At 62.5% G+C, this 20,908-nt stretch carries 23 protein-coding genes; 9 read left to right on the top strand and 14 right to left on the bottom strand.

Annotation, left to right across the window (positions count from 1 at the left end; genetic code table 11):
• Positions 1-7: 7 nt before the first annotated feature.
• The 6 genes from AC4PTT_RS11815 to AC4PTT_RS11790 all read left to right on the top strand — a co-directional run bounded on the left by AC4PTT_RS11815 (position 8) and on the right by AC4PTT_RS11790 (position 7,209).
• On the top strand, positions 8-784 hold the full coding sequence (locus tag AC4PTT_RS11815; protein WP_317088042.1) for an NAD(P)H-dependent oxidoreductase: 777 nt from the start codon (positions 8-10) through the stop codon (positions 782-784).
• 114 nt (positions 785-898) lie between these two features.
• The gene (locus AC4PTT_RS11810; protein WP_492161208.1) at positions 899-3,028 is read left to right on the top strand and encodes a DUF294 nucleotidyltransferase-like domain-containing protein; all 2,130 of its coding nucleotides are present in this window, start codon (positions 899-901) and stop codon (positions 3,026-3,028) included.
• Positions 3,029-3,075: 47 nt separating this feature from the next.
• The gene (locus AC4PTT_RS11805) at positions 3,076-3,861 is read left to right on the top strand and encodes an RNA methyltransferase (protein ID WP_206552708.1); all 786 of its coding nucleotides are present in this window, start codon (positions 3,076-3,078) and stop codon (positions 3,859-3,861) included.
• A gap of 53 nt (positions 3,862-3,914) precedes the next feature.
• Positions 3,915-4,730, top strand: a complete 816-nt coding sequence (gene murI, locus AC4PTT_RS11800) for a glutamate racemase (protein ID WP_492161207.1) — start codon at positions 3,915-3,917, stop codon at positions 4,728-4,730.
• Positions 4,731-5,009: 279 nt separating this feature from the next.
• Positions 5,010-5,627 carry a 30S ribosomal protein S4 gene (rpsD, locus tag AC4PTT_RS11795; protein ID WP_113155007.1) on the top strand — a complete coding sequence of 206 codons (618 nt, stop codon included), beginning with the start codon at positions 5,010-5,012 and terminating at the stop codon, positions 5,625-5,627.
• A gap of 91 nt (positions 5,628-5,718) precedes the next feature.
• Positions 5,719-7,209: a glycosyltransferase family 39 protein gene (locus AC4PTT_RS11790; protein ID WP_492161206.1), complete on the top strand. Its 1,491-nt coding sequence runs from the start codon at positions 5,719-5,721 to the stop codon at positions 7,207-7,209.
• A gap of 74 nt (positions 7,210-7,283) precedes the next feature.
• On the opposite strand, the gene AC4PTT_RS11785 is transcribed toward AC4PTT_RS11790, so the two are convergent.
• Genes AC4PTT_RS11785 through AC4PTT_RS11775 form a run of 3 tightly spaced genes read right to left on the bottom strand, consistent with a single transcriptional unit; the run spans position 7,284 to position 9,482 of the window.
• Entirely contained in the window at positions 7,284-7,685 is a 402-nt protein-coding gene (locus AC4PTT_RS11785) for a GtrA family protein (protein ID WP_492161205.1), read from the bottom strand.
• Positions 7,682-8,494 (bottom strand): ChbG/HpnK family deacetylase, encoded by an 813-nt coding sequence (locus AC4PTT_RS11780; RefSeq protein WP_492161204.1) that lies wholly within the window; start codon positions 8,492-8,494, stop codon positions 7,682-7,684. The genes AC4PTT_RS11785 and AC4PTT_RS11780 overlap by 4 nt, the downstream gene beginning before the upstream one ends.
• Positions 8,487-9,482 carry a glycosyltransferase family 2 protein gene (locus AC4PTT_RS11775; RefSeq protein WP_206545459.1) on the bottom strand — a complete coding sequence of 332 codons (996 nt, stop codon included), beginning with the start codon at positions 9,480-9,482 and terminating at the stop codon, positions 8,487-8,489. Before AC4PTT_RS11775 ends, AC4PTT_RS11780 begins: the two co-directional genes overlap by 8 nt.
• A gap of 190 nt (positions 9,483-9,672) precedes the next feature.
• Between AC4PTT_RS11775 and ttcA the strand changes: the two genes are divergently transcribed.
• Entirely contained in the window at positions 9,673-10,503 is an 831-nt protein-coding gene (ttcA, locus tag AC4PTT_RS11770; RefSeq protein ID WP_222473946.1) for a tRNA 2-thiocytidine(32) synthetase TtcA, read from the top strand.
• Here the strand turns inward: ttcA and AC4PTT_RS11765 are convergent.
• The 5 genes from AC4PTT_RS11765 to AC4PTT_RS11745 form a co-directional block, all read right to left on the bottom strand.
• Positions 10,487-11,731: a multidrug effflux MFS transporter gene (locus AC4PTT_RS11765; RefSeq protein ID WP_113155011.1), complete on the bottom strand. Its 1,245-nt coding sequence runs from the start codon at positions 11,729-11,731 to the stop codon at positions 10,487-10,489. The genes ttcA and AC4PTT_RS11765 overlap by 17 nt on opposite strands.
• Positions 11,732-12,078: 347 nt before the next feature.
• A complete protein-coding gene (gene grxD / locus AC4PTT_RS11760; RefSeq protein WP_113156272.1) occupies positions 12,079-12,414 on the bottom strand; it encodes a Grx4 family monothiol glutaredoxin in 336 nt (111 codons plus the stop codon).
• A gap of 110 nt (positions 12,415-12,524) precedes the next feature.
• Positions 12,525-12,758 (bottom strand): BolA family protein, encoded by a 234-nt coding sequence (locus AC4PTT_RS11755; RefSeq protein WP_113155012.1) that lies wholly within the window; start codon positions 12,756-12,758, stop codon positions 12,525-12,527.
• A 142-nt stretch (positions 12,759-12,900) separates the two neighbouring features.
• Positions 12,901-15,096, bottom strand: coding sequence for a phosphoribosylformylglycinamidine synthase subunit PurL (purL, locus tag AC4PTT_RS11750; RefSeq protein WP_206993489.1), 2,196 nt, complete (start codon positions 15,094-15,096; stop codon positions 12,901-12,903).
• A 96-nt stretch (positions 15,097-15,192) separates the two neighbouring features.
• Positions 15,193-16,605 (bottom strand): aminotransferase-like domain-containing protein, encoded by a 1,413-nt coding sequence (locus AC4PTT_RS11745; RefSeq protein WP_492161203.1) that lies wholly within the window; start codon positions 16,603-16,605, stop codon positions 15,193-15,195.
• A gap of 84 nt (positions 16,606-16,689) precedes the next feature.
• Between AC4PTT_RS11745 and AC4PTT_RS11740 the strand changes: the two genes are divergently transcribed.
• The gene (locus tag AC4PTT_RS11740) at positions 16,690-16,917 is read left to right on the top strand and encodes a DUF1127 domain-containing protein (protein ID WP_492161202.1); all 228 of its coding nucleotides are present in this window, start codon (positions 16,690-16,692) and stop codon (positions 16,915-16,917) included.
• Between the two features lie 99 nt (positions 16,918-17,016).
• Here the strand turns inward: AC4PTT_RS11740 and AC4PTT_RS11735 are convergent, their stop codons facing one another.
• The 6 genes from AC4PTT_RS11735 to purC form a co-directional block, all read right to left on the bottom strand.
• The gene (locus AC4PTT_RS11735; RefSeq protein WP_492161201.1) at positions 17,017-17,658 is read right to left on the bottom strand and encodes a Pr6Pr family membrane protein; all 642 of its coding nucleotides are present in this window, start codon (positions 17,656-17,658) and stop codon (positions 17,017-17,019) included.
• Positions 17,659-17,841: 183 nt separating this feature from the next.
• Positions 17,842-18,282 carry a hypothetical protein gene (locus AC4PTT_RS11730; protein ID WP_206545452.1) on the bottom strand — a complete coding sequence of 147 codons (441 nt, stop codon included), beginning with the start codon at positions 18,280-18,282 and terminating at the stop codon, positions 17,842-17,844.
• Positions 18,282-18,950: a phosphoribosylformylglycinamidine synthase subunit PurQ gene (gene purQ, locus AC4PTT_RS11725; protein WP_492161200.1), complete on the bottom strand. Its 669-nt coding sequence runs from the start codon at positions 18,948-18,950 to the stop codon at positions 18,282-18,284. The genes AC4PTT_RS11730 and purQ overlap by 1 nt, the downstream gene beginning before the upstream one ends.
• On the bottom strand, positions 18,947-19,222 hold the full coding sequence (locus AC4PTT_RS11720) for a hypothetical protein (RefSeq protein ID WP_206547686.1): 276 nt from the start codon (positions 19,220-19,222) through the stop codon (positions 18,947-18,949). The genes purQ and AC4PTT_RS11720 overlap by 4 nt, the downstream gene beginning before the upstream one ends.
• A 20-nt stretch (positions 19,223-19,242) precedes the next feature.
• The gene (purS, locus tag AC4PTT_RS11715) at positions 19,243-19,485 is read right to left on the bottom strand and encodes a phosphoribosylformylglycinamidine synthase subunit PurS (protein WP_206545450.1); all 243 of its coding nucleotides are present in this window, start codon (positions 19,483-19,485) and stop codon (positions 19,243-19,245) included.
• A 29-nt stretch (positions 19,486-19,514) separates the two neighbouring features.
• On the bottom strand, positions 19,515-20,303 hold the full coding sequence (gene purC, locus AC4PTT_RS11710) for a phosphoribosylaminoimidazolesuccinocarboxamide synthase (protein ID WP_113155021.1): 789 nt from the start codon (positions 20,301-20,303) through the stop codon (positions 19,515-19,517).
• A gap of 270 nt (positions 20,304-20,573) precedes the next feature.
• Between purC and AC4PTT_RS11705 the strand changes: the two genes are divergently transcribed.
• Positions 20,574-20,897 (top strand): DUF1476 domain-containing protein, encoded by a 324-nt coding sequence (locus AC4PTT_RS11705; RefSeq protein WP_113155022.1) that lies wholly within the window; start codon positions 20,574-20,576, stop codon positions 20,895-20,897.
• The last annotated feature ends 11 nt before the right edge of the window (positions 20,898-20,908 follow it).

Genomic DNA, 20,908 nt, shown 5'->3' with positions numbered 1-20,908 from the left:
AAAGCCGATGCACGCGCTGATCGTTTTCGCGCATCCCGAGCCCGCATCCTTCAACGGAACGCTCAAGGACGCCGCCATCCGGCGGCTTGAGGCGCTCGGCCACACGGTCGAGGTGTCAGACCTCTATGGAGAGGGGTTCGATCCGGTTGAAGGCGCGCGGCATTATGAGAACCGGCTCGACCCGGACCAGTTTGCCACGCTTGCAGAGCAGCGCCATGCAGGCCGGCAGGGCACGCTTGCCGCCGATGTCAGCCGTGAGATCGCGCGCATTGAGCGGGCCGATCTGGTGATCTTCCAGTTCCCGCTGTGGTGGCACGCCCAGCCGGCCATCCTGAAGGGCTGGTTCGACCGGGTCTTCGTCAACGGTCTGCTCTACAGCGGGTCGAAGCGCTATGACCGGGGCGTCTTTCGCGGCAGGCAGGCGGTGGTTTCGCTCACTACGGGTGCGCCCGAAACCTCCTTTGCCCCCGGCGGGCGCAGCGGCGATATCGAGCTGCTTTTGTGGCCGATCCACTATTCGCTCAACTATATGGGCTTCGCCGTTCTGCCGCCCTTTCTCAGCTTTGGCGTTGCCGGCCATGGCTACCGTTATGACAGCGATGAAGAGAAGACGCGGCGGCTCGATGCCCGTCGCCGTTCCTGGGAAGCGCGGCTGGCAACGATTGCCGATGAAACACCGCTGCCCTTTTCCGGCTGGAACGACTGGGATGAGACCGGTCTCCCGCTCCGCGCCGATGGGGCGGACGAAGCACTGCGCTTTCGCTCGCGCAAGGGCGCGCGGTAGCGCACAGCCATCAGACTTTGGTCCAGAATGGCGCATTCTGGCGTGAAATCGGGTTTGGTTTGAGGCAAAATTCGCCAAAACCGGCCATTCCGGCGCAAAAGAGGGGGATCTGTCGTGAAAGCCGTAACCGACGCCACGCCCCTTATCGCGGCCAATGCTGTGGCGTTCGACACCGAGACCACCGGCCTTGATGTCAAGGAAGCGCGCATTCTGCAGCTTGGCGGCATGGCGCTGGTGGAAGGGCGGTTGCGCGCTGACGATGCGTTCGAAACGCTGGTCGATCCGGGCGTTCCGATCCCGCCGCGCTCCACCGCCATTCACGGCATCACCGGTCAGATGCTGCGCACCGCGCCGGATTTTGCCGATGCCTGGCAGCGTTTCGAAGAGTATCGCAGCGGCCGGCTTCTGGTCGGCTATGCGCTGGGCTTTGATCTGGCGGTTCTGGAGCGCGAGGCGCATCGCGCTGGCCTTTTATGGCAGGCCCCGCGAACGCTTTGCGTGCGCATGCTGGCCGGCATCGTCAATCCCGACCTGCCGGACGCCTCGCTCGACGCCATTGCCGCCTGGCTTGAGGTGGAGACGTCCGGCCGCCACTCGGCGCTTGCCGATGCGCGCATCGCCGGGGAGGTCTTCACCGCACTCGCTCCGCATCTTGCCGGGCGCGGCATCCGCACCGTGGCGGAGGCGGAGCGCGCGTCGAGCCTGCGCTCACAGGCGCTGCGCCAGCAGGCGGAGGCGGGCTGGAGCGAACCGTTTCTGCGCCGCAATGGCGCGTCCCGCCACGCGCTTGAGGCCATCGACCCTTACGCGTTCAGCCATCGCGTGGCCGAGGCGGCCAGCGCCGGGCCGGTGATCGCGCGCGACGACATTTCGGTGCAGGAAGCCGCCTGCATCATGGCCGAGCGTCGCATCAGCTCGCTGCTCCTCTCATCCGATGGCGCACCGGGCGGCCCGGCGGAGCGATACGCCATCGTGACGGAACGCGATGTTCTGCGCGCGGTGGCTTCGTCCGGCGGCACGGCGCTTGCCGGCCCGGTCTCGGGCATTGCAGCAGCCCCGCTGATCGCCATTGAGGGCAGTGCTTTCTTCTACCGGGCGCTCGGGCTTATGAACCGAAGAAAGATCCGCCATCTGGGCGTCAGCGATGCCGATGGCCGGCTGGCGGGCGTCATCTCCGCGCGCGACTTTCTGAAATTTCGCGCCGGCGCTGCGGTGGATCTTCAGGCGCGCATCGAGAATGCCGGAACCCCGGCCGATCTTGCCGGCGCGTGGTCGCGCGTCGCCGTGGTTGCGTCGGCGCTGCTTGACGAGGAGATCGACACACGCAGCATCACGGAAATCATCTCCGGCGTCCTGTGCGCGATGACCGCGCGTGCCTGCGAGATGGCGCTTCACGACATGGAGGAGGCGGGCGAGGGCAAGCCGCCCTGTGCCTTCGCGGTCATGGTTCTGGGCTCTGGCGGGCGCGGCGAAAGCCTGCTTGCCCCCGATCAGGACAATGCACTGATCTTCGCCGAAGGCGAACCCGATGGCCCGCAGGACCGCTGGTTTGCGGAACTGGGAGCCCGTTTCGCCGACCATCTTCACGCCGCCGCAATCCCCCTTTGCAAGGGCGGGGTCATGGCGCGCAATGCGGTGTGGCGCGGCTCGGCGGAAACCTGGCGGCAGCGCGTGGATGAATGGGTGACGAAGGCGCGCCCGCAGGATCTTCTGAACGTCGATATCTTTTACGACCTGCGCGCCGTCCATGGCGACGAACGCCTCGTAAGCGCGCTCAGCGCCCATGCATGGAAACGCGGATCGGAGCAGATCGAGTTCGCCAAGCTTCTGGGCGAGAGCGTGCGCGACATGAACAATCCTTTCACCCTGTTCGGCGGGTTCAGGCTGGAGGAGGGGCGGGTCGATCTCAAAATGCATGGTCTCTTTCCCATTGCGGCGATGGCGCGCGCGCTGGCGATCCGGCACCACTTGCCGCGCGCCTCCACCCGTGCGCGGCTTGAGGCGCTGGCCGAACATCCGGGCATGCCGCGCAACGATCTTCTGGCGCTGCGTGATGCGCACCGCTTTTTCCTCACACTCGTTCTGGAGCAGCAGGTGGACGACATCGCGCTCGGCATTCCTCTTTCCAACAATGTCGCGCCCGAGCGTCTCACCGCGCGTCAGCAGAAAACACTGAAAGATGCGCTGAAGAGCGTGGCCATCATTCCGCAGCTCGTGCGCAACGCCATGTTCGTGAATGGATGAACTGCGCGCTTTACCGCAGCGCGTGAAGCGGGTAACAGCACCGCATTATGGCAGGAACAGACAAACAGCAGGACATGCTCGCGGAAGGCCCGGCGATCATTCTGGTGGAGCCGCAACTGGGCGAGAACATCGGCATGGTGGCGCGCGCCATGGCCAATTTTGGTCTGGCGGAGCTGCGGCTCGTCGCCCCGCGCGATGGCTGGCCGAATGAAAAGGCGCGCGCTTCTGCAAGCCGCGCAGACCACGTCATTGATGCGGCGACCGTCTACGAGACACCGGCCGAAGCGGTGACCGATCTCAATTTCGTCCTGGCGACGACGGCGCGTCCGCGTGACAATTTCAAGCCCGTGCGCGGGCCGGTCGAAGCGGCAAGCGATCTGCGCAGCCGTTTTGCCGGCGGCCAGAAGACCGGCATCATGTTCGGGCGCGAGCGCTGGGGCCTCACCAATGAGGAAGTGGCGCTCGCCGACGAGATCGTCACGTTCCCGGTCAATCCGGCCTTCGCCTCGCTCAACATCGCGCAGGCCGTGCTTCTCATGTCCTATGAGTGGATCAAAACCGGCGATCAGGCCGTGACGCCGCCGGAGCAGGCGCTTGCGCCTGCACAGAAGCTGCATATTGAGAGCCTGATGGGCTATCTCGACAATGTGCTCGACGAGCGCGGTTATTTCCGCACGGAAGACAAGAAGCCAAAGATGATGGAGAACCTGCGCGCCCTGTTCACGCGGCCGGGTTTCACCGTCGAGGAGCTTGCCGTTCTGCGCGGCGTGTTGACGTCGCTTGAGAAATTTTCGCCCAGGAATCCGCGCGGTTCTGGCGCGCCTGAGCGTTGACCGCAAAGTGGTGGCGATAGAGTGGCGGCGATAGAGATGGATCGGAGATGAAGATGGAAACGCGGCCGATCCTGTTCTTCGATTCGGGCATTGGCGGCCTTTCGGTCGTCAAGGAAGCGCGCATTCTTCTGCCGGGGCGGCCTTACGTCTATGTGGCGGACGATGCCGCCTTTCCCTATGGGGCATGGGAAGAGGAGGCGCTTCTGGAGCGCATGGTCGGCCTGTTCGCCGAACTTCTCGACACTTACAGGCCGGTCATGTCGGTCATCGCCTGCAACACGGCATCCACGCTCGCCATCCATCGGCTGCGCGAGGCGTTTCCAAACGAGGTCTTTGTCGGCACGGTTCCGGCCATCAAACCGGCTGCGGAGCGCACCCGCTCAGGCCTCGTTTCCGTTCTTGCCACGCCGGGCACGGTGAAGCGGCAATACACCCGCGACCTCATCCGCGATTATGCTGCGAAATGCCATGTGCGGCTCGTGGGCAGCGAAAATCTCGCAGCCCTTGCCGAGCAATATATGCGCGAAGGCTTCGTGGACGAGGCTGCCGTCGAGGCCGAAATCGCGCCCTGTTTCGTCGATCAGGATGGCGGGCGCACCGATATCGTGGTTCTGGCCTGCACGCATTATCCCTTTCTGGTCAACCGGATGCGCAAGACCGCGCCATGGCCGGTCGACTGGATCGACACATCCGAGGCGATTGCCCGCCGCGCGCTGGCGCTGTCGGCAAATCTGCCCGCGCCATCATCCGCGGCCCATGGCGGTGGCGATGGAAATGGTAATGGCGCAGACATCGCCCATTTCACCTCCGGCGCACCCGCAGAAGGCTATCGCCGGCTGCTGTCCGGATTCGGCTTCAGGATGCGCTGAGCATCCGCGCTTTCTTCAGGGCCGGGACTTTGCGGAACCGGCCCGGCCCCGTCTTTCGCCAAGATATCGCGTTTCGGTTGACATTCGGGGCGCGCTGGCATAATCACCCGCTCAAGTGCGATGGCTTCCGGCTGCCGCGCTTTTTAACGTGTCCCGTGGACAAGCCGCATTAGCGTGCGTGGCATGTCCTGTCAGGTCTCGAAAACGGAGGCCAGAGGAGGGCGCGTTTCCTTCGTCCGGAGCTTCGGCTTCGGTGTTTTTGATATGAAAGGGAATGCGATGAGCAAGCGCCATTCTGCAAAGTACAAGCTTGATCGCCGTCTTGGCGAAAACATCTGGGGCCGTCCGAAGTCCCCGGTCAACCGTCGTGAATATGGCCCCGGCCAGCACGGTCAGCGCCGCAAGGGCAAGCTCTCGGACTTCGGTCTGCAGCTGCGCGCCAAGCAGAAGCTGAAAGGTCACTACGGCGACATTTCGGAAAAGCAGTTCCGCAAGACCTACGACGAGGCGAACCGTCGCAAGGGCGACACCAACGAGAACCTGATCGGTCTCCTGGAATCCCGTCTCGACGCCGTGGTCTACCGCGCCAAATTCGTTCCGACGATCTTCGCTGCGCGCCAGTTCGTGAACCATGGTCACATCCTGGTCAACGGCCGCCGCGTCAACATCCCGTCCTACCGCTGTAAGGCTGGCGACGTGATCGAGGTCAAGGAAAAGTCGAAGCAGCTCGCCATCGTCATGGAAGCAACGCAGCTCGCAGAGCGCGATGTTCCGGACTATGTCGAAGTCGACCACAACAAGATGGTTGCCACCTATCTGCGCGTTCCGGCCATCTCCGATGTGCCGTATGCCGTGCATATGGAGCCGAACCTGGTTGTCGAGTATTACTCGCGCTGATACCTTTCGGCAGGTAATTTTTGGGGGGCGTCCTGCCAGTGGCCGGGCGCCTTCTTTTTTGTCTTTTTTCGGGAAGAGGCGAGGTGCTTGCATGACGGGACTGGCGAAGGCGTCCGGGTTGCGGATGGGCTTGTTGCTGGCCTTTTTCGTGGGCTTATGGACGGTCTATGCGAGCCTGACGCAGCTCAATCTCGACGGTTTCGGCGACATGCTGGAAAACTACTCCTGGGGCATCGCCTGGGAGCAGGGCTACTACAAGCATCCACCGCTTTTCGCCTGGATCACGGCCGCCTGGTTTTCCGTCTTCCCGAATGTGGACTGGGCCTACTATCTCCTGTCGGCCGTCAACAGCGCCGCGCTCATGTTTGCAAGCTGGCGCATCGCCGTGCGGTTTCTCGATCCGTGGCGCGCGTTTTTGAGCACCGCGCTCTTCTTCTTCCTGCCGCCGGTCACCTTTTTAGCCATCAAGTACAACGCCAATTCGGCGATGCTGCCTTTCTGGGCGGCGACGGTCTGGTTCTATCTGCGCTTTCTTGAAAAGCAGCGGCTTTCCGACGCCATCATTCTTGGCGCGCTGGCTGCGGCTTCGGTGCTGATCAAATATTTCTCCGGCGCGCTTCTGGGCGCGATTGTCCTTCATGTCCTGATCGACCGGGAAGCGCGCGCGCTGCTGCTGCGCCCGGGCGTCTGGGTTGCCAGCCTCGTCTTTGTCGCGCTGGTGACACCGCATCTGATCTGGCTTGTTGGCAACGATTTCCTGCCGCTCACCTATGTGTCGGAGCAGGGCGATGGTTCCGCGCTGATCGGCATCACCTCCGCCCCCCGTTTTTTGGGCGCGCTTCTGGCTTACATGCTGCCGGTGGTGCTGGTGCTTCTGATCGCCATACTGCGCAACGGGCGCGGGCCGTGGTTTGATGCAACGCCCTTCCTGGCGCTGCGCAAGACGCTGGCCGGCAGGGCGCTTCTGTGGACCGGCTTCGGCTCGCTGGCACTGACATTGCTTCTGGGCATTGCATTCACGGTACAGTTCAGCTCCGTCTGGGCGCTGCCGCTCTATTTCGCCGCGCCCATCTTCCTGATTCTGCTCATCAAGCCGGGGCGGCTTGAGGCGCAGAAACTGGCAATTCCCGCTGCCGTGGTGATCTACGGCGCGTCCCTTCTTGCGCTGTCGCCCTTCATCTATGCGGAAGAGGCGAAGAACACCTCGCACTACAACAATGTGCCGGTTCGCGCGATTGCAACGGAGATCGAGGCGGCCTGGAACGAGCGGTTCGACACGCCGCTCACCCATGTGGCGGGCGACAAGATACTGGCGAGCGGCACCACGTTCTACACCGCCTCGCGTCCCTTCTCCATGCAGGGCAATTCCTATGCTCTGACGCCCTGGGTTTCGCCGCAGGCGGTGGCCGAGAAGGGCATGGCGATTGCCTGTTTTGACGGTCAGTCGGGATGTCTTGCAAAGGCTGAGGAACTGGCGGGCGCAGGGGCGGAGACGCAGGTTCTGACCGTTCCCGGTTTTGGTGGTGAGCGCAGCTGGACGGTGCAGCTGTTCTTCATGCCGCCGGCGGCTCAGGGCTCCTGATTTCGTTTTTTCGGAAAAACGGTCTGTTGTTGGGAAATTCGGGACGAAATTTCTTCGTTTTACCCGAAATTCCCTCAAACGATGCGGTCTTCTATGGACCAGCGCGCGGCGAAGAAATTCAGGATCGCACCGATCACGATGCCGATCAGCTTGGCCGCGAAAAGACCGGTGAGCGGGGGCAGGAGATAGACGGCGAGCGTCGACGAGCCAAGCGAGATGATGCTGCCGCTGACGGCGAATTTCGCAAACGCCCTGTGCAGGCTGAAACGCTCCGCCCGCTCGAATGTCCAGCGTGAGTTGACGGCAAAGGAAAAGATCACCGCCAAGGCCCAGCCGAGAAAATTGGCGAGCAGCGGCGCAAAAGACAGGGCGATCAGCGCCGTGAAGGTGGCGAAGTCGATCACCGTGTTCAAAACGCCGACCACCGCGAAGCGGCCCAGCTTTGCGGAAAGCGTGCGGTTCTCGCCTTCGCTCATGAGCGGGCCTGTCTCAGGGAAAGCCCGGCGGCGACAAGGCGGGCGGGAAAGGCGTCTGCGGCGAGCGCATCGCGCTCTTCTTCGCGGGCATCGGTGAAGACGTCGCGGCTGCGCAGCACATCATCCACCGTGCCGGGATGGCACATGATGACGCTGCCGTCGGGTGCCCTGTCGATGAAGAGATCAAGCGCGCGGGAGAATGCGCCTTTCCGCCGCCAGTCATAGAAGCCGCAGAGCGGGCCTTCGACGGCGAAGCCGTGCCGGCGCATCTCGGCATCGAAACCGCGTGCGAGCAGGCGGGCAACCACGATCTTGGCCTTGATGAGCGCCGGGGCGGCGCGCAGCGTCGGTGCGCCGCGAAGCCAGGGGCGCTCGGCTGCGGGAGCATCGGCAAAGCGCGCGGCCAGCCAGCGCCGGACCGGAGGCAGGAAATGCACGTGCTGGTGCCCGTCGATGAAATCGGGATTGCGGCCGAACGCCTCGCGGAAACGGTCAAGCTGCGCATCGGCCTCGGCGGCGATGGCGGCATCGTCATCATGGCTTGCCAGAAGCCGTTTCAGCTCAGGCATCTTCCGACCGGTGGAAAGAGCCGGAAAATCGGTCAGGGTGAGGTGCATGCCGGTCGCGAAACTGCCGCTGGTGGCTGCAAGAGCGGCGGCGTGGTCGCGCCAGTCATCGAACAGCGTCATGCAGCCCGTGCCGCTCAGGCGGCCATTGGCGAGAAGCATGCGGATGCTTTCGCTGACGGCAGGGGAGAAGCCGTAATCGTCGGCGATCAACCAGACCGAGCGGGCGGCGGGCTCAGTCATCGTGAGACGCTCTGCCGGTCTTGCGGGTCTCGGCCAGCGGGACGGCGCTCGGACCGGACATGGATTTGATGATGTAGTTCGGCCGGTTCTTGGCCTCGCTCAGCGCCGACCAGACATATTCGCCGACAAGCCCGGTCAGGGCGAGGTTGAGGCCGCCAAGCACGAGGACGGCGACGATGAGGCTCGGATAGCCGGGAACGGCCACGCCGGTGAACAGAACCTCCAGAAGGATCTTGATGCCGTAGATGAAGCCGAGGGCCGCAACACCGCCGCCAAACAGCGACACCATGCGCAGTGGCACGACGGAGAAGGAGGTGAAGCCTTCGAGCGAAAAGGCGATCAGCTTGCGGCGCGACCACTTGCTTTCACCGCCCTGGCGATCTGCCGGCTTGTAGAGAATGCGTTCTTGCCGGAAGCCGGTCCACGCATAGAGGCCCTTGTTGAAACGGCGCTGGTCGCGTAGCTGGCGGAGCGCCATGGCGAAGCGCCGGGTCATGATGCGGAAATCGCCGGCATTGGCCGGGATTTCGTAGCGCTGCCCCATATTGATGAGCCAGTAGAAGCCGTTGGCCAGATAACGCCCGAGCGTGCGGCTTTCGGCGCGGTCGGCGCGAATGGCATAGACCATGTCGAGATCGGGATCGGCGATGATGCGGCCGATCATGTCGAGCGCGACATCGGCGGTGTGCTGGAGGTCTGCATCCATGAGCAGGACGTAATCGCCCTCGCTCTGGTCGAGACCGGCGAGGATCGCCGTTTCCTTGCCGAAATTGCGCGCGAGCGTGATGAGCGACCAGTCGCCGGTCATGTGCTCGCCATAGAGCGCGCCACCGCCATCGGTGCTGCCGTCATCGATGAAGATGAAATTGGCGTCGAGGCCGAAGCGTTCTTTTGCCTGCGCAGCCAAATCGCCAGCCAGGGCGCAGAAGCCGGCTACACTTTCCCGCTCGTTGAGGAACGGGACCAGAATGTCGAGCCGTTTGGCCACGCGCGCAATCTCCATCAAAAGGTGACACGATCAAAAGGTGATTTGCCAACAGAAAGTCGAAAATGCCTATTCGTTAAGTCGCCTTGCCGCAAGGCTTCTGATAGGAAGGCGCGAAATCACACGATCCGACAAAGGCCCGCCCATGCATAGCACCTTGGCGCAACCGAAAGAACCGGCGGAAACCGTTGAAATGGCAACGCCGACCGGCGAGGACACACCACCTTTCATGAAGGGTATGCCGTCTTCGGTGGAGTTCAACAAGCTGCGCAAACGCCTGCTGCGCAACACGCGTCAGGCGATCGAGGATTTCGCCATGGTGAAGCCCGGCGAGCGCTGGCTTGTGGCGCTTTCGGGCGGCAAGGATTCCTACGGGCTTCTGGCGGTGCTGATGGATCTTCAGTGGCGCGGCCTTTTGCCGGTGGAGATTCTCGCCTGCAATCTGGATCAGGGGCAGCCGAACTTTCCAAAGCATATTTTGCCGGATTATCTGGACAGTCTCGGGGTCGCGCACCGGATCGAGTATCAGGATACCTATTCGGTGGTGACCGAGAAACTGCCCGAATCGAGCACCTATTGTTCGCTCTGCTCCCGGCTGCGGCGCGGGCACCTCTACCGGATCGCGCGCGAAGAGGGCTGCTCCTCGCTTGTTCTCGGTCATCACCGGGAAGACATTCTCGAAACCTTCTTCATGAACCTGTTCCATGGCGGCAGGCTGGCGGCGATGCCGCCCAAGCTTTTGAACGATGAAGGTGACGTGATGGTGCTGCGCCCGCTCAGCTATTGTGCGGAAAGCGACATGGCGAAGTTTGCCGACGCCATGAATTTTCCGATCATTCCGTGCGATCTGTGCGGCAGTCAGGACGGGCTGCAGCGCAATGCAATGAAGTCGATGCTGACCGACATCGAAGCCCGCATGCCCGGCCGCAAGGACACGATGATCCGGGCGCTGACCAATGCGCGCCCGTCTCATCTTCTGGATCGCAAACTGTTCGACTTTGCGGGTCTTACACGGGCTGATTGACCGCGTGGAACATGCGTCCGCGCTCGGCGACCAACACCAGAACGATGCCGACTGCCCCGGTTATGAAATAGCCGGTGGCGAGCGGGGCGGTTGAACCGTCGAACATCTGGCCGATGAAGGCGCCGATCAGGCCGCCGCCCAGCGTGGTGAGAAAGCCCTGCGTGGCGGCTGCCGTGCCCGCCACGTGGCCCAGCGGCTCCATGGCGATGGAGTTGAAGTTCGCGCCGACCCAGCCGAACTGGAACATGGCGACCGAGAACAGCAGGAAGAACAGCCAGAACGGCATGAAGCCGATACTGGCCAGAACGAGCCAGAGCAGGCTGACCGTGGTGAAGCCGACCAGTGCGCCGTGGGAGAGACGGCGCATGCCGATGCGGCCCACGAGGCGCGAATTGGTGAAGGACGAGACGGCCATCAGACCGGCGCCGACGGCAAACAGGATCGGGAACCAGTCCGCCAGATCGAAAGCGTCGGTGTAGATCTGCTGTGCGGAGCTGATGAAGCCGAACAGCGCGCCGAAGACGCTGGTGGTGGCCAGCGTGTAGCAGAGCGAGATGCGGTTCGTAAGAACGATGCCGAACCCCTTCGTGATCGATGAGACGGTGAGGGGGCGGCGATTCTCCGGCGCAAGCGTTTCGGGTAGGCGGAAAGCCGCCCATGTCCCGAAGATAATGGCGAGAACGGCCATCGCCACGAAGATCTCCGACCAGTCGCCGAAGATCATGATGATCTGGCCGATGCTGGGAGCGATCACGGGGATGACCATGAAGACCATCATGACCATGGAGAGGACTTCTGCCATCTGGCGACCGCCAAACACATCGCGGATGACGGAGACGGCGACAACGCGCGTCGCGGCAGCGGCAACGCCCTGCAGGAAGCGCAGGACCAGAATGAAGGCGAAGCTGGGCGAGATGGCCGCAATCAGCGACGTCGCCACGTAAAGCGTGAGACCGAAGAAGAGCGGCGCGCGGCGACCGAAACGGTCCGAAACGGGGCCGAAGAAGAGCTGTCCCGCACCGAGGCCTGCGAGATAGGCGGTCACGATATACTGGCGCGAATTCTCGTCATCGACGCCCAGCTCCGCGCCAATCTGCTGAAGGGCGGGCAGCATGATGTCGATGGCGAGCGCGTTGATGGACATGAGCGCTGCCGTCAGCGCGACGAATTCGACACGACCGAGGGATCTTTGCGGTTTAAGGGCGGTTTCTGAAACGGGTTTCTGCATATATCTCTCCAGCGGTCGTCAATGCGTGCAATCAAATGGCCGGTCGCGCCCCCTCGCAGTAAAAAGGCAGGTGGGCCGGTCAACAGGGGCAGGCGTCCGCGCCGTCAGGGCGCGCGTCTGCAAAAGGTTTCAGCGCGTCCGCCCGAACAGTACCGCCCAGGAGAATCCCCCGAAATATCCATGAGGGTTCTCGCATGGCGAGGCGCGCTTATCTCCTGCGTCAAAACACCAGTTGCCCTGCGGGCGAAAAAGCATGTTCAGACGCGAAAAAATGCGCTGGCGAAAACCAGCGCATTTCCAAAGAGGAGAGCGCCAGCGTGAAAGCAGGCGCGGTCCTGAAAAGCTTTTTAGGCGGCGCCTTTGGCTGCCACGCCTTTTTCGTTCAGGAAAGCCTGAAGCTCGCTGGCCTGGAACATCTCACGAATGATGTCGCAACCGCCAACGAATTCACCCTTCACATAAAGCTGCGGGATGGTCGGCCAGTTGGAATAATCCTTGATGCCCTGACGAAGCTCGTCGGAGGTGAGGACGTTGATGCCTTTGTACTCGACGCCGAGATAGTCGAGGATCTGGACGACCTGACCGGAGAAACCGCACTGCGGAAAGCCGGGCGTGCCCTTCATGAACAGCACAACGTCGCTGCTCTTGACCTCATTATCGATGAATTCGTTGATACCGCTCATCGCAAGTCCTTTCATGTCCGGGTTCAAGGCCCGGCATTTTCATCATCAAACGTTATGTATTGCACCATTTTCCATGGCGCAACGCCACGCGTCAAACTTTCCGGATGAAATCAGTCCGGAGCGCTGGTCTGCAGGGCGAGCGCATGGAGCGCACCGCCCATATTGCCCTTGAGCGCGTTGTAGACCATCTGGTGCTGCTGCACGCGCGACTTGCCACGGAAGCTCTCCGCCACAACCTCTGCGGCGTAATGATCGCCGTCGCCAGCAAGGTCGCGGATGGTGACCTGGGCGTCCGGGATGCCTTCCTTGATGAGGCGCTCGATATCAGAAGCATTCATAGCCATGGGTAGGCGAGTCTCCAAAACAGTCTGTCTTAACGAGATATGGCTGTTCCGGCAGGCAAGGTCAATCGCAGTGAGCCCGCGAAGGCAGCGGCCGAATGTCCGCCCCGGTTTTAAAAACGAGCCGGGGCGGGACAGTGCGATATCAGTCCATGAAGCCCGGGAACCAGGCCTCGTGCGCCGTCTTCAGCACTTCTACGGAGACAGCGCCGGCGTCGCCGAGCTCGAGCGTGTCGCCACGGGTCTCGCCAATCTCGAATGCCGAGACGCCGGCCTTTTCGGCGGCGGCGAGCACGGCTTCGACATCGCTGGTGGTGACGATGTAGCGGCCCTGATCCTCGCCAAAGAAGGCGGGGATGGCGTCTTCAGGCGCATCGATGGTCGCGCCGATGCCCGAAGCGATGGCCATTTCAGCGAGTGCAACGGCGAGCCCGCCATCGGAACAGTCGTGGACGGCGGAAACCTGACCGGCGCGGATCAGCGCACGCACCATGTCGCCGGTGCGCTTTTCATGCGCGAGATCGACCGGCGGGGGCGGGCCCTCGGCGCGGCCATGAATGTCGCGCAGATAGACGGACTGGCCCAGATGCGTGCCCCAGCCTTCCGGTGCGCCGATGAGGACGATGGCTTCGCCTTCGGCGGCAAAGGCGGCGCGGGCTGCCTTCTGCCAGTCGGGGATGAGGCCAACGCCGGCCATGGTCGGTGTCGGCGGGATCGCTTCGCCCAGCGTCTCGTTGTAGAGCGAGACGTTGCCGGAAACGATGGGGAAGCCGAGCGCGGTGCAGGCCTCGCCGATGCCCTTGATGGCATGGACGAGCTGACCCATGATTTCGGGCTTCTCCGGATTGCCGAAGTTCAGATTGTCGGTGGCCGCCAGCGGCTCGGCGCCGGTTGCGGTGATGTTGCGCCAGCATTCGGCAACCGCCTGCTTGCCGCCCTCATAGGGATCGGCCTCGCAATAGCGCGGCGTGACATCGGAGGAGAAGGCAAGCGCCTTTTTGTCCTGTCCGTCGACGCGCACCACGCCGGCGTCGCCGCCGGGAAGATGGAGCGAATTGCCCTGAATCAGCGTGTCATACTGCTCCCAGACCCAGCGGCGGGACGACAGATCGGGCGAATCGAGCAGCTTGACGAGGCTGTCGGCAATGTCGGCCTCGGGAGCCGGGCCTTCGAGCGGGGCCTGAAGCTTCGGCTCCACCCAGGGGCGGTCATATTCTGGCGCTTCGTCGCCCAGTTCCTTGATGGGAAGATTTGCGACTTCCTCGCCCTGATGGAAAATGCGGAAGCGCAGATCGTCCGTGGTCTTGCCGACGATGGCGAAGTCGAGACCCCATTTGCGGAAGATGGCCTCGGCCTCGTCGCGCTTTTCGGGGCGGAGCACCATGAGCATGCGCTCCTGGCTTTCCGACAGCATCATCTCATAGGCGCTCATGCGCTCTTCGCGCACGGGCACGCAATCGAGATCGAGCTCGATGCCCAGATCGCCCTTTGCGCCCATCTCGACCGCCGAGCAGGTGAGGCCGGCAGCGCCCATGTCCTGAATGGCGATGACGGCGCCGGTGGCCATCAGCTCAAGGCAGGCTTCGAGCAGGCATTTTTCGGTGAACGGATCGCCGACCTGAACGGTGGGGCGCTTCTCGTCGATGCCTTCGTCGAACTCGGCAGACGCCATGGTCGCGCCGCCGACGCCATCGCGACCGGTCTTTGCGCCAAGATAGACGACGGGCAGGCCGACGCCTTCGGCCTTGGAATAGAAGATCGCGTTGGTCTCGGCGATGCCGGCTGCAAAGGCATTTACCAGAATGTTACCGTTATAGCGGGCGTCGAAGTTGACTTCGCCGCCGACGGTGGGAACGCCGAAGGAATTGCCGTAGCCGCCAATGCCGGAAACGACGCCGGCAACCAGATGCTTCGTCTTGGGATGATCGGGCGCGCCAAAGCGCAGCGCGTTCATCGCGGCGACGGGGCGTGCGCCCATGGTGAAGACGTCACGCAGGATGCCGCCGACGCCGGTGGCTGCGCCCTGATAGGGCTCGATGAACGAAGGGTGGTTGTGGCTCTCCATCTTGAAGACCACGCACTGGCCATCGCCAATGTCGACCACGCCGGCATTCTCGCCGGGGCCCTGGATAACCTGCGGCCCCTTTGTGGGGAGCGTGCGCAGCCATTTCTTGGAGCTCTTGTAGGAACAGTGCTCGTTCCACATGGCCGAGAAAATGCCCAGCTCCGTGAAGCTCGGCTCGCGGCCGATCAGCTCCAGGATGCGCTGATACTCATCGGGCTTCAGGCCGTGAGCCGCAATGAGGTCTTCGGTGATCGGGATGTGATTGGGGATGGTCATCGGGTCGGCGTTCCCTGCAAAAGGGTGGCAACGGGTGTCTCGAGGCTGCGTTACAGTATTGCGGCCCGATAATCCACTTCCCAATGCCGGTTTTCATCAGCCGTAATTGTCAAATCCGCTGATCGGGTTGTCCAGAAGGCCTGCGAGCGTGGCAAATCCCCGCCGGATCAGGTCGCGGTTTTGGGGAACGGTGAAGGCGATGCGCACCCGGTGGAGGGGCGCGCCGGAGCGCCCGACGCGGAACTCGTCCTCGTCGTCGATCAGCACGCCTTCCTCGAAGGCCGCCTGTTTGAACGTGCTGGAAAGCCAGGGTTCGGGCAGTTTGAGCCAGAGAAACGGCGCGCGGGGATGGCTGGTGAAATCGGCCCCGGCGAACGCTTCGGCTGCAATGGCGTGACGTGCGGCGATCTCTTCAAGCACCTGATTGCGCAGGGTTTGCGCCTCGCCGGACAGGACGAGCTGCGCCGCCAGTTCGCCCAGCAGGAACGGCATGCCGCCGGTGATCATCTTGTGGGCGGTGAGAATGCGGGAGGCATAGGCGGGCGGGCTCGCCACCCAGCCGCCGCGAACGCCGGCGGCCACGGATTTGGAAAGGCCGCCCACATGAAAGGTGCGCTCCGGCGCAAGCGAGGCGAAGAGAGGCGGGGTTTCCTCAAGCAGCGCGCCATAGATGTTGTCCTCGATCAGCCAGACATTGTGAAGCCGGGCGATATCCACAATTGCGCGCCGGCGCGCCTCGGGCATGGTGGCGAGTGTGGGATTGTGGAGCGAGGCCACCAGAAACACCATGCGGGGATGCTGCTGGGCGCAGACGCGCTCGAAATCCTCCGGGATCATGCCGTCTTCATCGATGGCGATGGGGAGCGGGCGGCGGCCGATGACCGTGGCGCTGCGCGCGACATGGGAATAGGTGAGTTCTTCAAAGGCGATGCGGTCGCCCGGCGTGGTCATCGCGGCGATGGTGGCGAGAATGCCGGCATGGCCGCCAAGCGTGGGGACAATGCCTTCGGGCGGCGAGCTCCAGCCCTCGCGCGCCAGCCACTGACGGCCTGCGTCAAACCAGTGAGCGGGCAGGCTGCGCGTGTAGCTGGCGATGCTGTGCGGGTGCTCGCAAACGATGCGCGTGGTGATGCGCTCAAGCGCCGCGGCCTGGCCGATATCGGGGGCAGCGGAGGAATCCATGCGCGTCTTGCCGGACGCAACCACCATGTCGCGCGTGCCGCCGAAGGCCTGTGCGGCAGAGGGGCCGGTGCGCGGCGTGCCAACGCGTTCGAGCACATAGGTGCCGCGACCGACTTCGCCGGAAACGAGCCCGCGCTGCCGCAGGAGTGCATAGGCGCGGCTGACCGTGCCGATGGTCACTCCGATGTCGTAGGCGAGATTGCGCTGGGGCGGCAGCTTGGTTCCGGACGCAAGACGTCCGCTCTCAATGTCCCGCTCGATCTGGTCTGCGAGGCGAACATAGAGCGGGCCGGTGCCGCGCGCGAGGTTTGGAAGCCAATTTGTCATGGTGACAATTGTGTATATTGCACCTGTTTTTGAGTCAATGCATAGGTTCAATCGTTCAAATGAAGACGGATCGAGGGCCTTGCAATGGGTGCAAGTAAGACAATGCATGGTGCATGCAGTCCCGCTGCGCCGCGTCTGAAGCACGAGCGCGCGGGGTTCAGCCTCGCTTATGTGATGGGAAAGCTTGCGGCATGGCTGAGCAAGCGCCGCAGCAGGCTGGATCTTCTGGAGCTGACCGACGAGCAATTGTGCGACATTGGCGTGTCGCGCAGTGAGGCGCGGCGCGAAGGGCTGCGCCCCTTCTGGGATTAGAGCGTTTCCGGTGAAAACAGGATCACCGGAAACGCTCTGTCTTTATGATTTGACGCAATTGCGAACGCAAAACCGGTCTCCACTTTTGCTGGAATTGCTCTAGCTGCCGCCGCCCGTTTCGCGGGTGGCGTTGCCTTCGGTTGTGAGGCGGTCTGCGAGGATCGCGAGGCGGCCAAGAAAGGCGAAGAGCAGGAGAATGGCCGCGGATGTGACGAGAACGCTCGGCCAGCCGTTCAGCGCGACATCGAGAAACGGGTAGGGCACCTCGCCGGTGATCTGTGCGCGGGCGAGCACGTAGACCATGTAGGCGAACGGATAGGCGAGCCAGAGCGGAACGTGCCGCCAGCCGAGACTTCCATCCGTGCCGGCCGAAAGCCACCAGGCGAGGTAGATCGCGGGCGCGACGTAGTGGAGCACGATGTCACAGACGAGGAACAGGCCTTCCGGCTCCCAGAGCGCTGAAAGCAGAAGCCAGTAGATGGTGCCAACCACGGTGATCGCAACGGCGACGCCGGCGCGCACCCATGCCTGCGTGAAAAAGCCCTGTCGACAAAACATGGCTGCCCCATGAACCAGCACGGCCAGTATGTTGGTCAGAATGGTGAAGAAGGAAAAATAGAAGACAATCGAGCCTGCAAGGCCGCGCCCGGCTTCCATGGCGTCGGGGATGGTCAGACCGAACTGAAGAATGAGCGCGAACAGACCTATGGTCAGGCCTGCGACGTTCAATAATCTGGCCATGCAATCCCCCCAGGATCGCCGTGCGTCCGTCTGGACGCACAAAGGACGATCTAAACCAGTGATGGAGCATCGGAATAGCCGGAATTCACATTTCGGCCCGATGCTCTTGAGTTCCCAGGGAGATGCAATAAAGCCGGGAATCTAAATTCCAGGTTTAAATTTAAAGCGATTGAAACCGCAAAATCAGCACGAAGAGCCGCCGCTGGACCAGCGCATGATGTCGGTGTTTATGCGTGCGCCGGTGCGTGTGGAGGCCAGAGGGCCATAGGTGCTGATCGTCGCTGGCGACCCTGACGCTTCGATGACAAGCAGCGGGAGACCCTGCTGCTTGTTGCTGCGCACGATCAGAAGGCGTGGCCGCCCGACGCGCGTGTCGAGTTCGGGAACCATGCGCAGATCGCGGAAGCGACGGTCACCGGAGCGTATCCAGCATTTGAGGCCTGCGCTGTTGATGGTCTGAAGCGCCTTTACCGCGCTCGATTCCTCGACTTCGAGGGTGAGCGGCCCGCCCGCCGGCTCTGTCTGGCAGGCGGCGAGGGAAAATGTCAGCGCTGCAAGGGCTGCGCCGGCGGCAAGCCGGGAGCGTAATTGAAAATGCGAACCGGCGTGACCGGCGCGGCCCATCAGGCGGCCTTTCCAAGCACGCCGGCGAAGAGCGCGCGACCGTCATCGCCGCCATGGGCGGCTTCGATCAGGTTTTCGGGGTGAGGCATCATGCCAAGCACATTGCCGCTGTCGCTGACAATGCCGGCAATGTCATTCACCGAGCCGTTGGGATTGGTGCCCTCGGCGTAACGGAAAGCAACCTGGCCTTCGCCCTCGATCCGCTTCAGCGTCTCGGCGTTCGCGAAATAGTTTCCGTCGTGGTGGGCAACCGGGCAGCGGATGATCTGGCCCTGCTGATAACCACGCGTGAAGGGCGTGTTGGCGTTGGTGACTTCAAGCTTCACCTCGCGGCACACGAATTTCAGCGAGGCGTTGCGCATCAGCGCGCCGGGCAGGAGGCCCATTTCGAGCAGAACCTGGAAACCGTTGCAGACGCCCATGACGAGAACGCCCTTGCGGGCCTTCTCGGCCACGGCCTGCATCACCGGCATGCGGGCGGCGATTGCGCCACAGCGCAGATAGTCGCCATAGGAGAAGCCGCCGGGAATGACCACCAGGTCGACATCGGGAAGCTCGGTCTCCGTCTGCCAGACGGTGATCGGCGCTTTTCCGGAAATCTTGGTAAGCGCGGCGATCATGTCGCGGTCGCGATTGAGGCCGGGAAGCTGGATGATGGCTGATTTCATGGGTTCTGATCGTTCGGGCTGGGATCGTACGGTTTCTGAGGGCCTTCGGCCAATTCGCGGAGCTCGAGGCGGGGTTCTATGCGTTCAAGGCGGTCGTCATGGCGTCCGAGCATACCGTAGATATTGTGGGTGTCCTGCTGGATCGCAATCATATGCCCCCGGATGGAGATCAGCTCCTGACGGATCTCCGATTGTCCGGCTTCAAGTTTGTCCAGGCGACCCTGCATGCTTTTGAGAACCTCATAAAGCAGCTCATTGGTGACGTCGCCCATGACAGTCTTTCTCCACAACCTCAGGTAACGGAGACAGTGTAGTCCTCAATCACGGTATTCGCCAGAAGCTTTTCGCACATGGCGTTGAGGTCGCTCTCGGCCCTGGCCCTGTCGGAGCCCTCGAGCTCCAGGTCGAAGACCTTGCCCTGACGCACCGAACCGACGCCGGAGAAACCGAGCGCGCCGAGCGCGCCTTCAATGGCTTTTCCCTGCGGGTCCAGAACGCCGTTCTTCAACGTCACGGTGACGCGCGCCTTGATCACGGTAGTGCTCCCTGATTTCCCGACGCGCCCTAGTGGCGCGTCTTGTTGTCTTTGGAGGATACGAGGACGGGACCGCCACCGCGCGGCGGTTCGTTCTCGTTCATGATGCCGAGACGGCGTGCGACTTCCTGATAGGCCTCGACCAGCCCGCCCATGTCGCGGCGGAAACGGTCCTTGTCCATCTTGTCCTGCGTGGTGGTGTCCCACAGGCGGCAGGAATCAGGCGAAATCTCATCCGCCACGATGACGCGCATCATGTCGTTTTCCCAAAGGCGGCCGCACTCCATCTTGAAGTCGACGAGCTGGATGCCGACGCCAAGGAAGAGGCCGGTCAGGAAGTCGTTGACGCGGATGGCGAGCGCCATCATGTCGTCGATCTCCTGCGGGCTTGCCCAGCCGAACGCGGTGATGTGCTCTTCGGAGACCATCGGGTCGTCCAGCGCATCCGCCTTGTAGTAGAATTCGATGATCGAGCGGGGCAGCACGGTGCCTTCCTCGATGCCCAGACGCTTGGCGAGCGAGCCGGCGGCAACATTGCGCACCACGATCTCGAGCGGAATGATCTCCACTTCCTTGATCAGCTGCTCACGCATGTTGAGGCGGCGAATGAAGTGGGTCGGGATGCCGATCCGGTTCAGATGCTCGAAAATGTACTCCGAGATCCGGTTGTTGAGCACGCCCTTGCCATCGACAATCTCATGCTTCTTCTTGTTGAAGGCGGTGGCGTCGTCCTTGAAGAACTGAATCAAGGTGCCGGGCTCCGGGCCTTCATAAAGAATCTTGGCCTTGCCCTCATAAATGCGGCGACGACGGTTCATGGCTTTTCCTGGTCCGTTGCCTTGACAGGGAAACTTCGCGCGGAAGTTCCGCAACGCGGCAGTTTCAAAGATGCATCGTTTCACGGGGTCTCTAGCGCAAACCCGTCCATACCACAATTGCCATTTCTCAAAGCCAACCGGTTTATGGCCGCAGCCAAAGGGCAAATGCGCCCATAGAGCGTATTGACCCGGAGCGGGGGTTCTGGTTTTTGCTTGCCAACCCAGTTGTATCCGCATCGTTCGCGATGCCCGAGCCGGAGGACATTCAGTATGGCCAGCATGAAAGACCGCGAAGACGCTTTTGAGAACAAGTTCGTCCACGACGAAACCCAGAAGTTCAAGGCGATGGCGCGTCGCAACAAGCTCCTGGGCCTGTGGGCCGCAGAAAAGCTTGGCAAAAGCGGCGACGAGGCCGAGGCCTATGCGCGCGAAGTGATGAACTCGGACTTCGAGGAAGCCGGTGACGAGGACGTGTTCCGCAAGGTGCGCAAGGACTTCGACGCCGCCAATGTCGAGCAGTCCGATCACCAGATTCGCCGCACCATGGAAGAGCTGCTCTCCACGGCGCTCGAGCAGATCAAGAACGGCGAGTAAGCGTCTTGGCG

It is taken from the genome of Nitratireductor sp. WH36-1 (assembly GCF_058725515.1).
The sequence above is the reverse complement of the archived record's forward strand: the minus strand, read 5'-3'. Positions and strand labels throughout refer to the sequence as shown.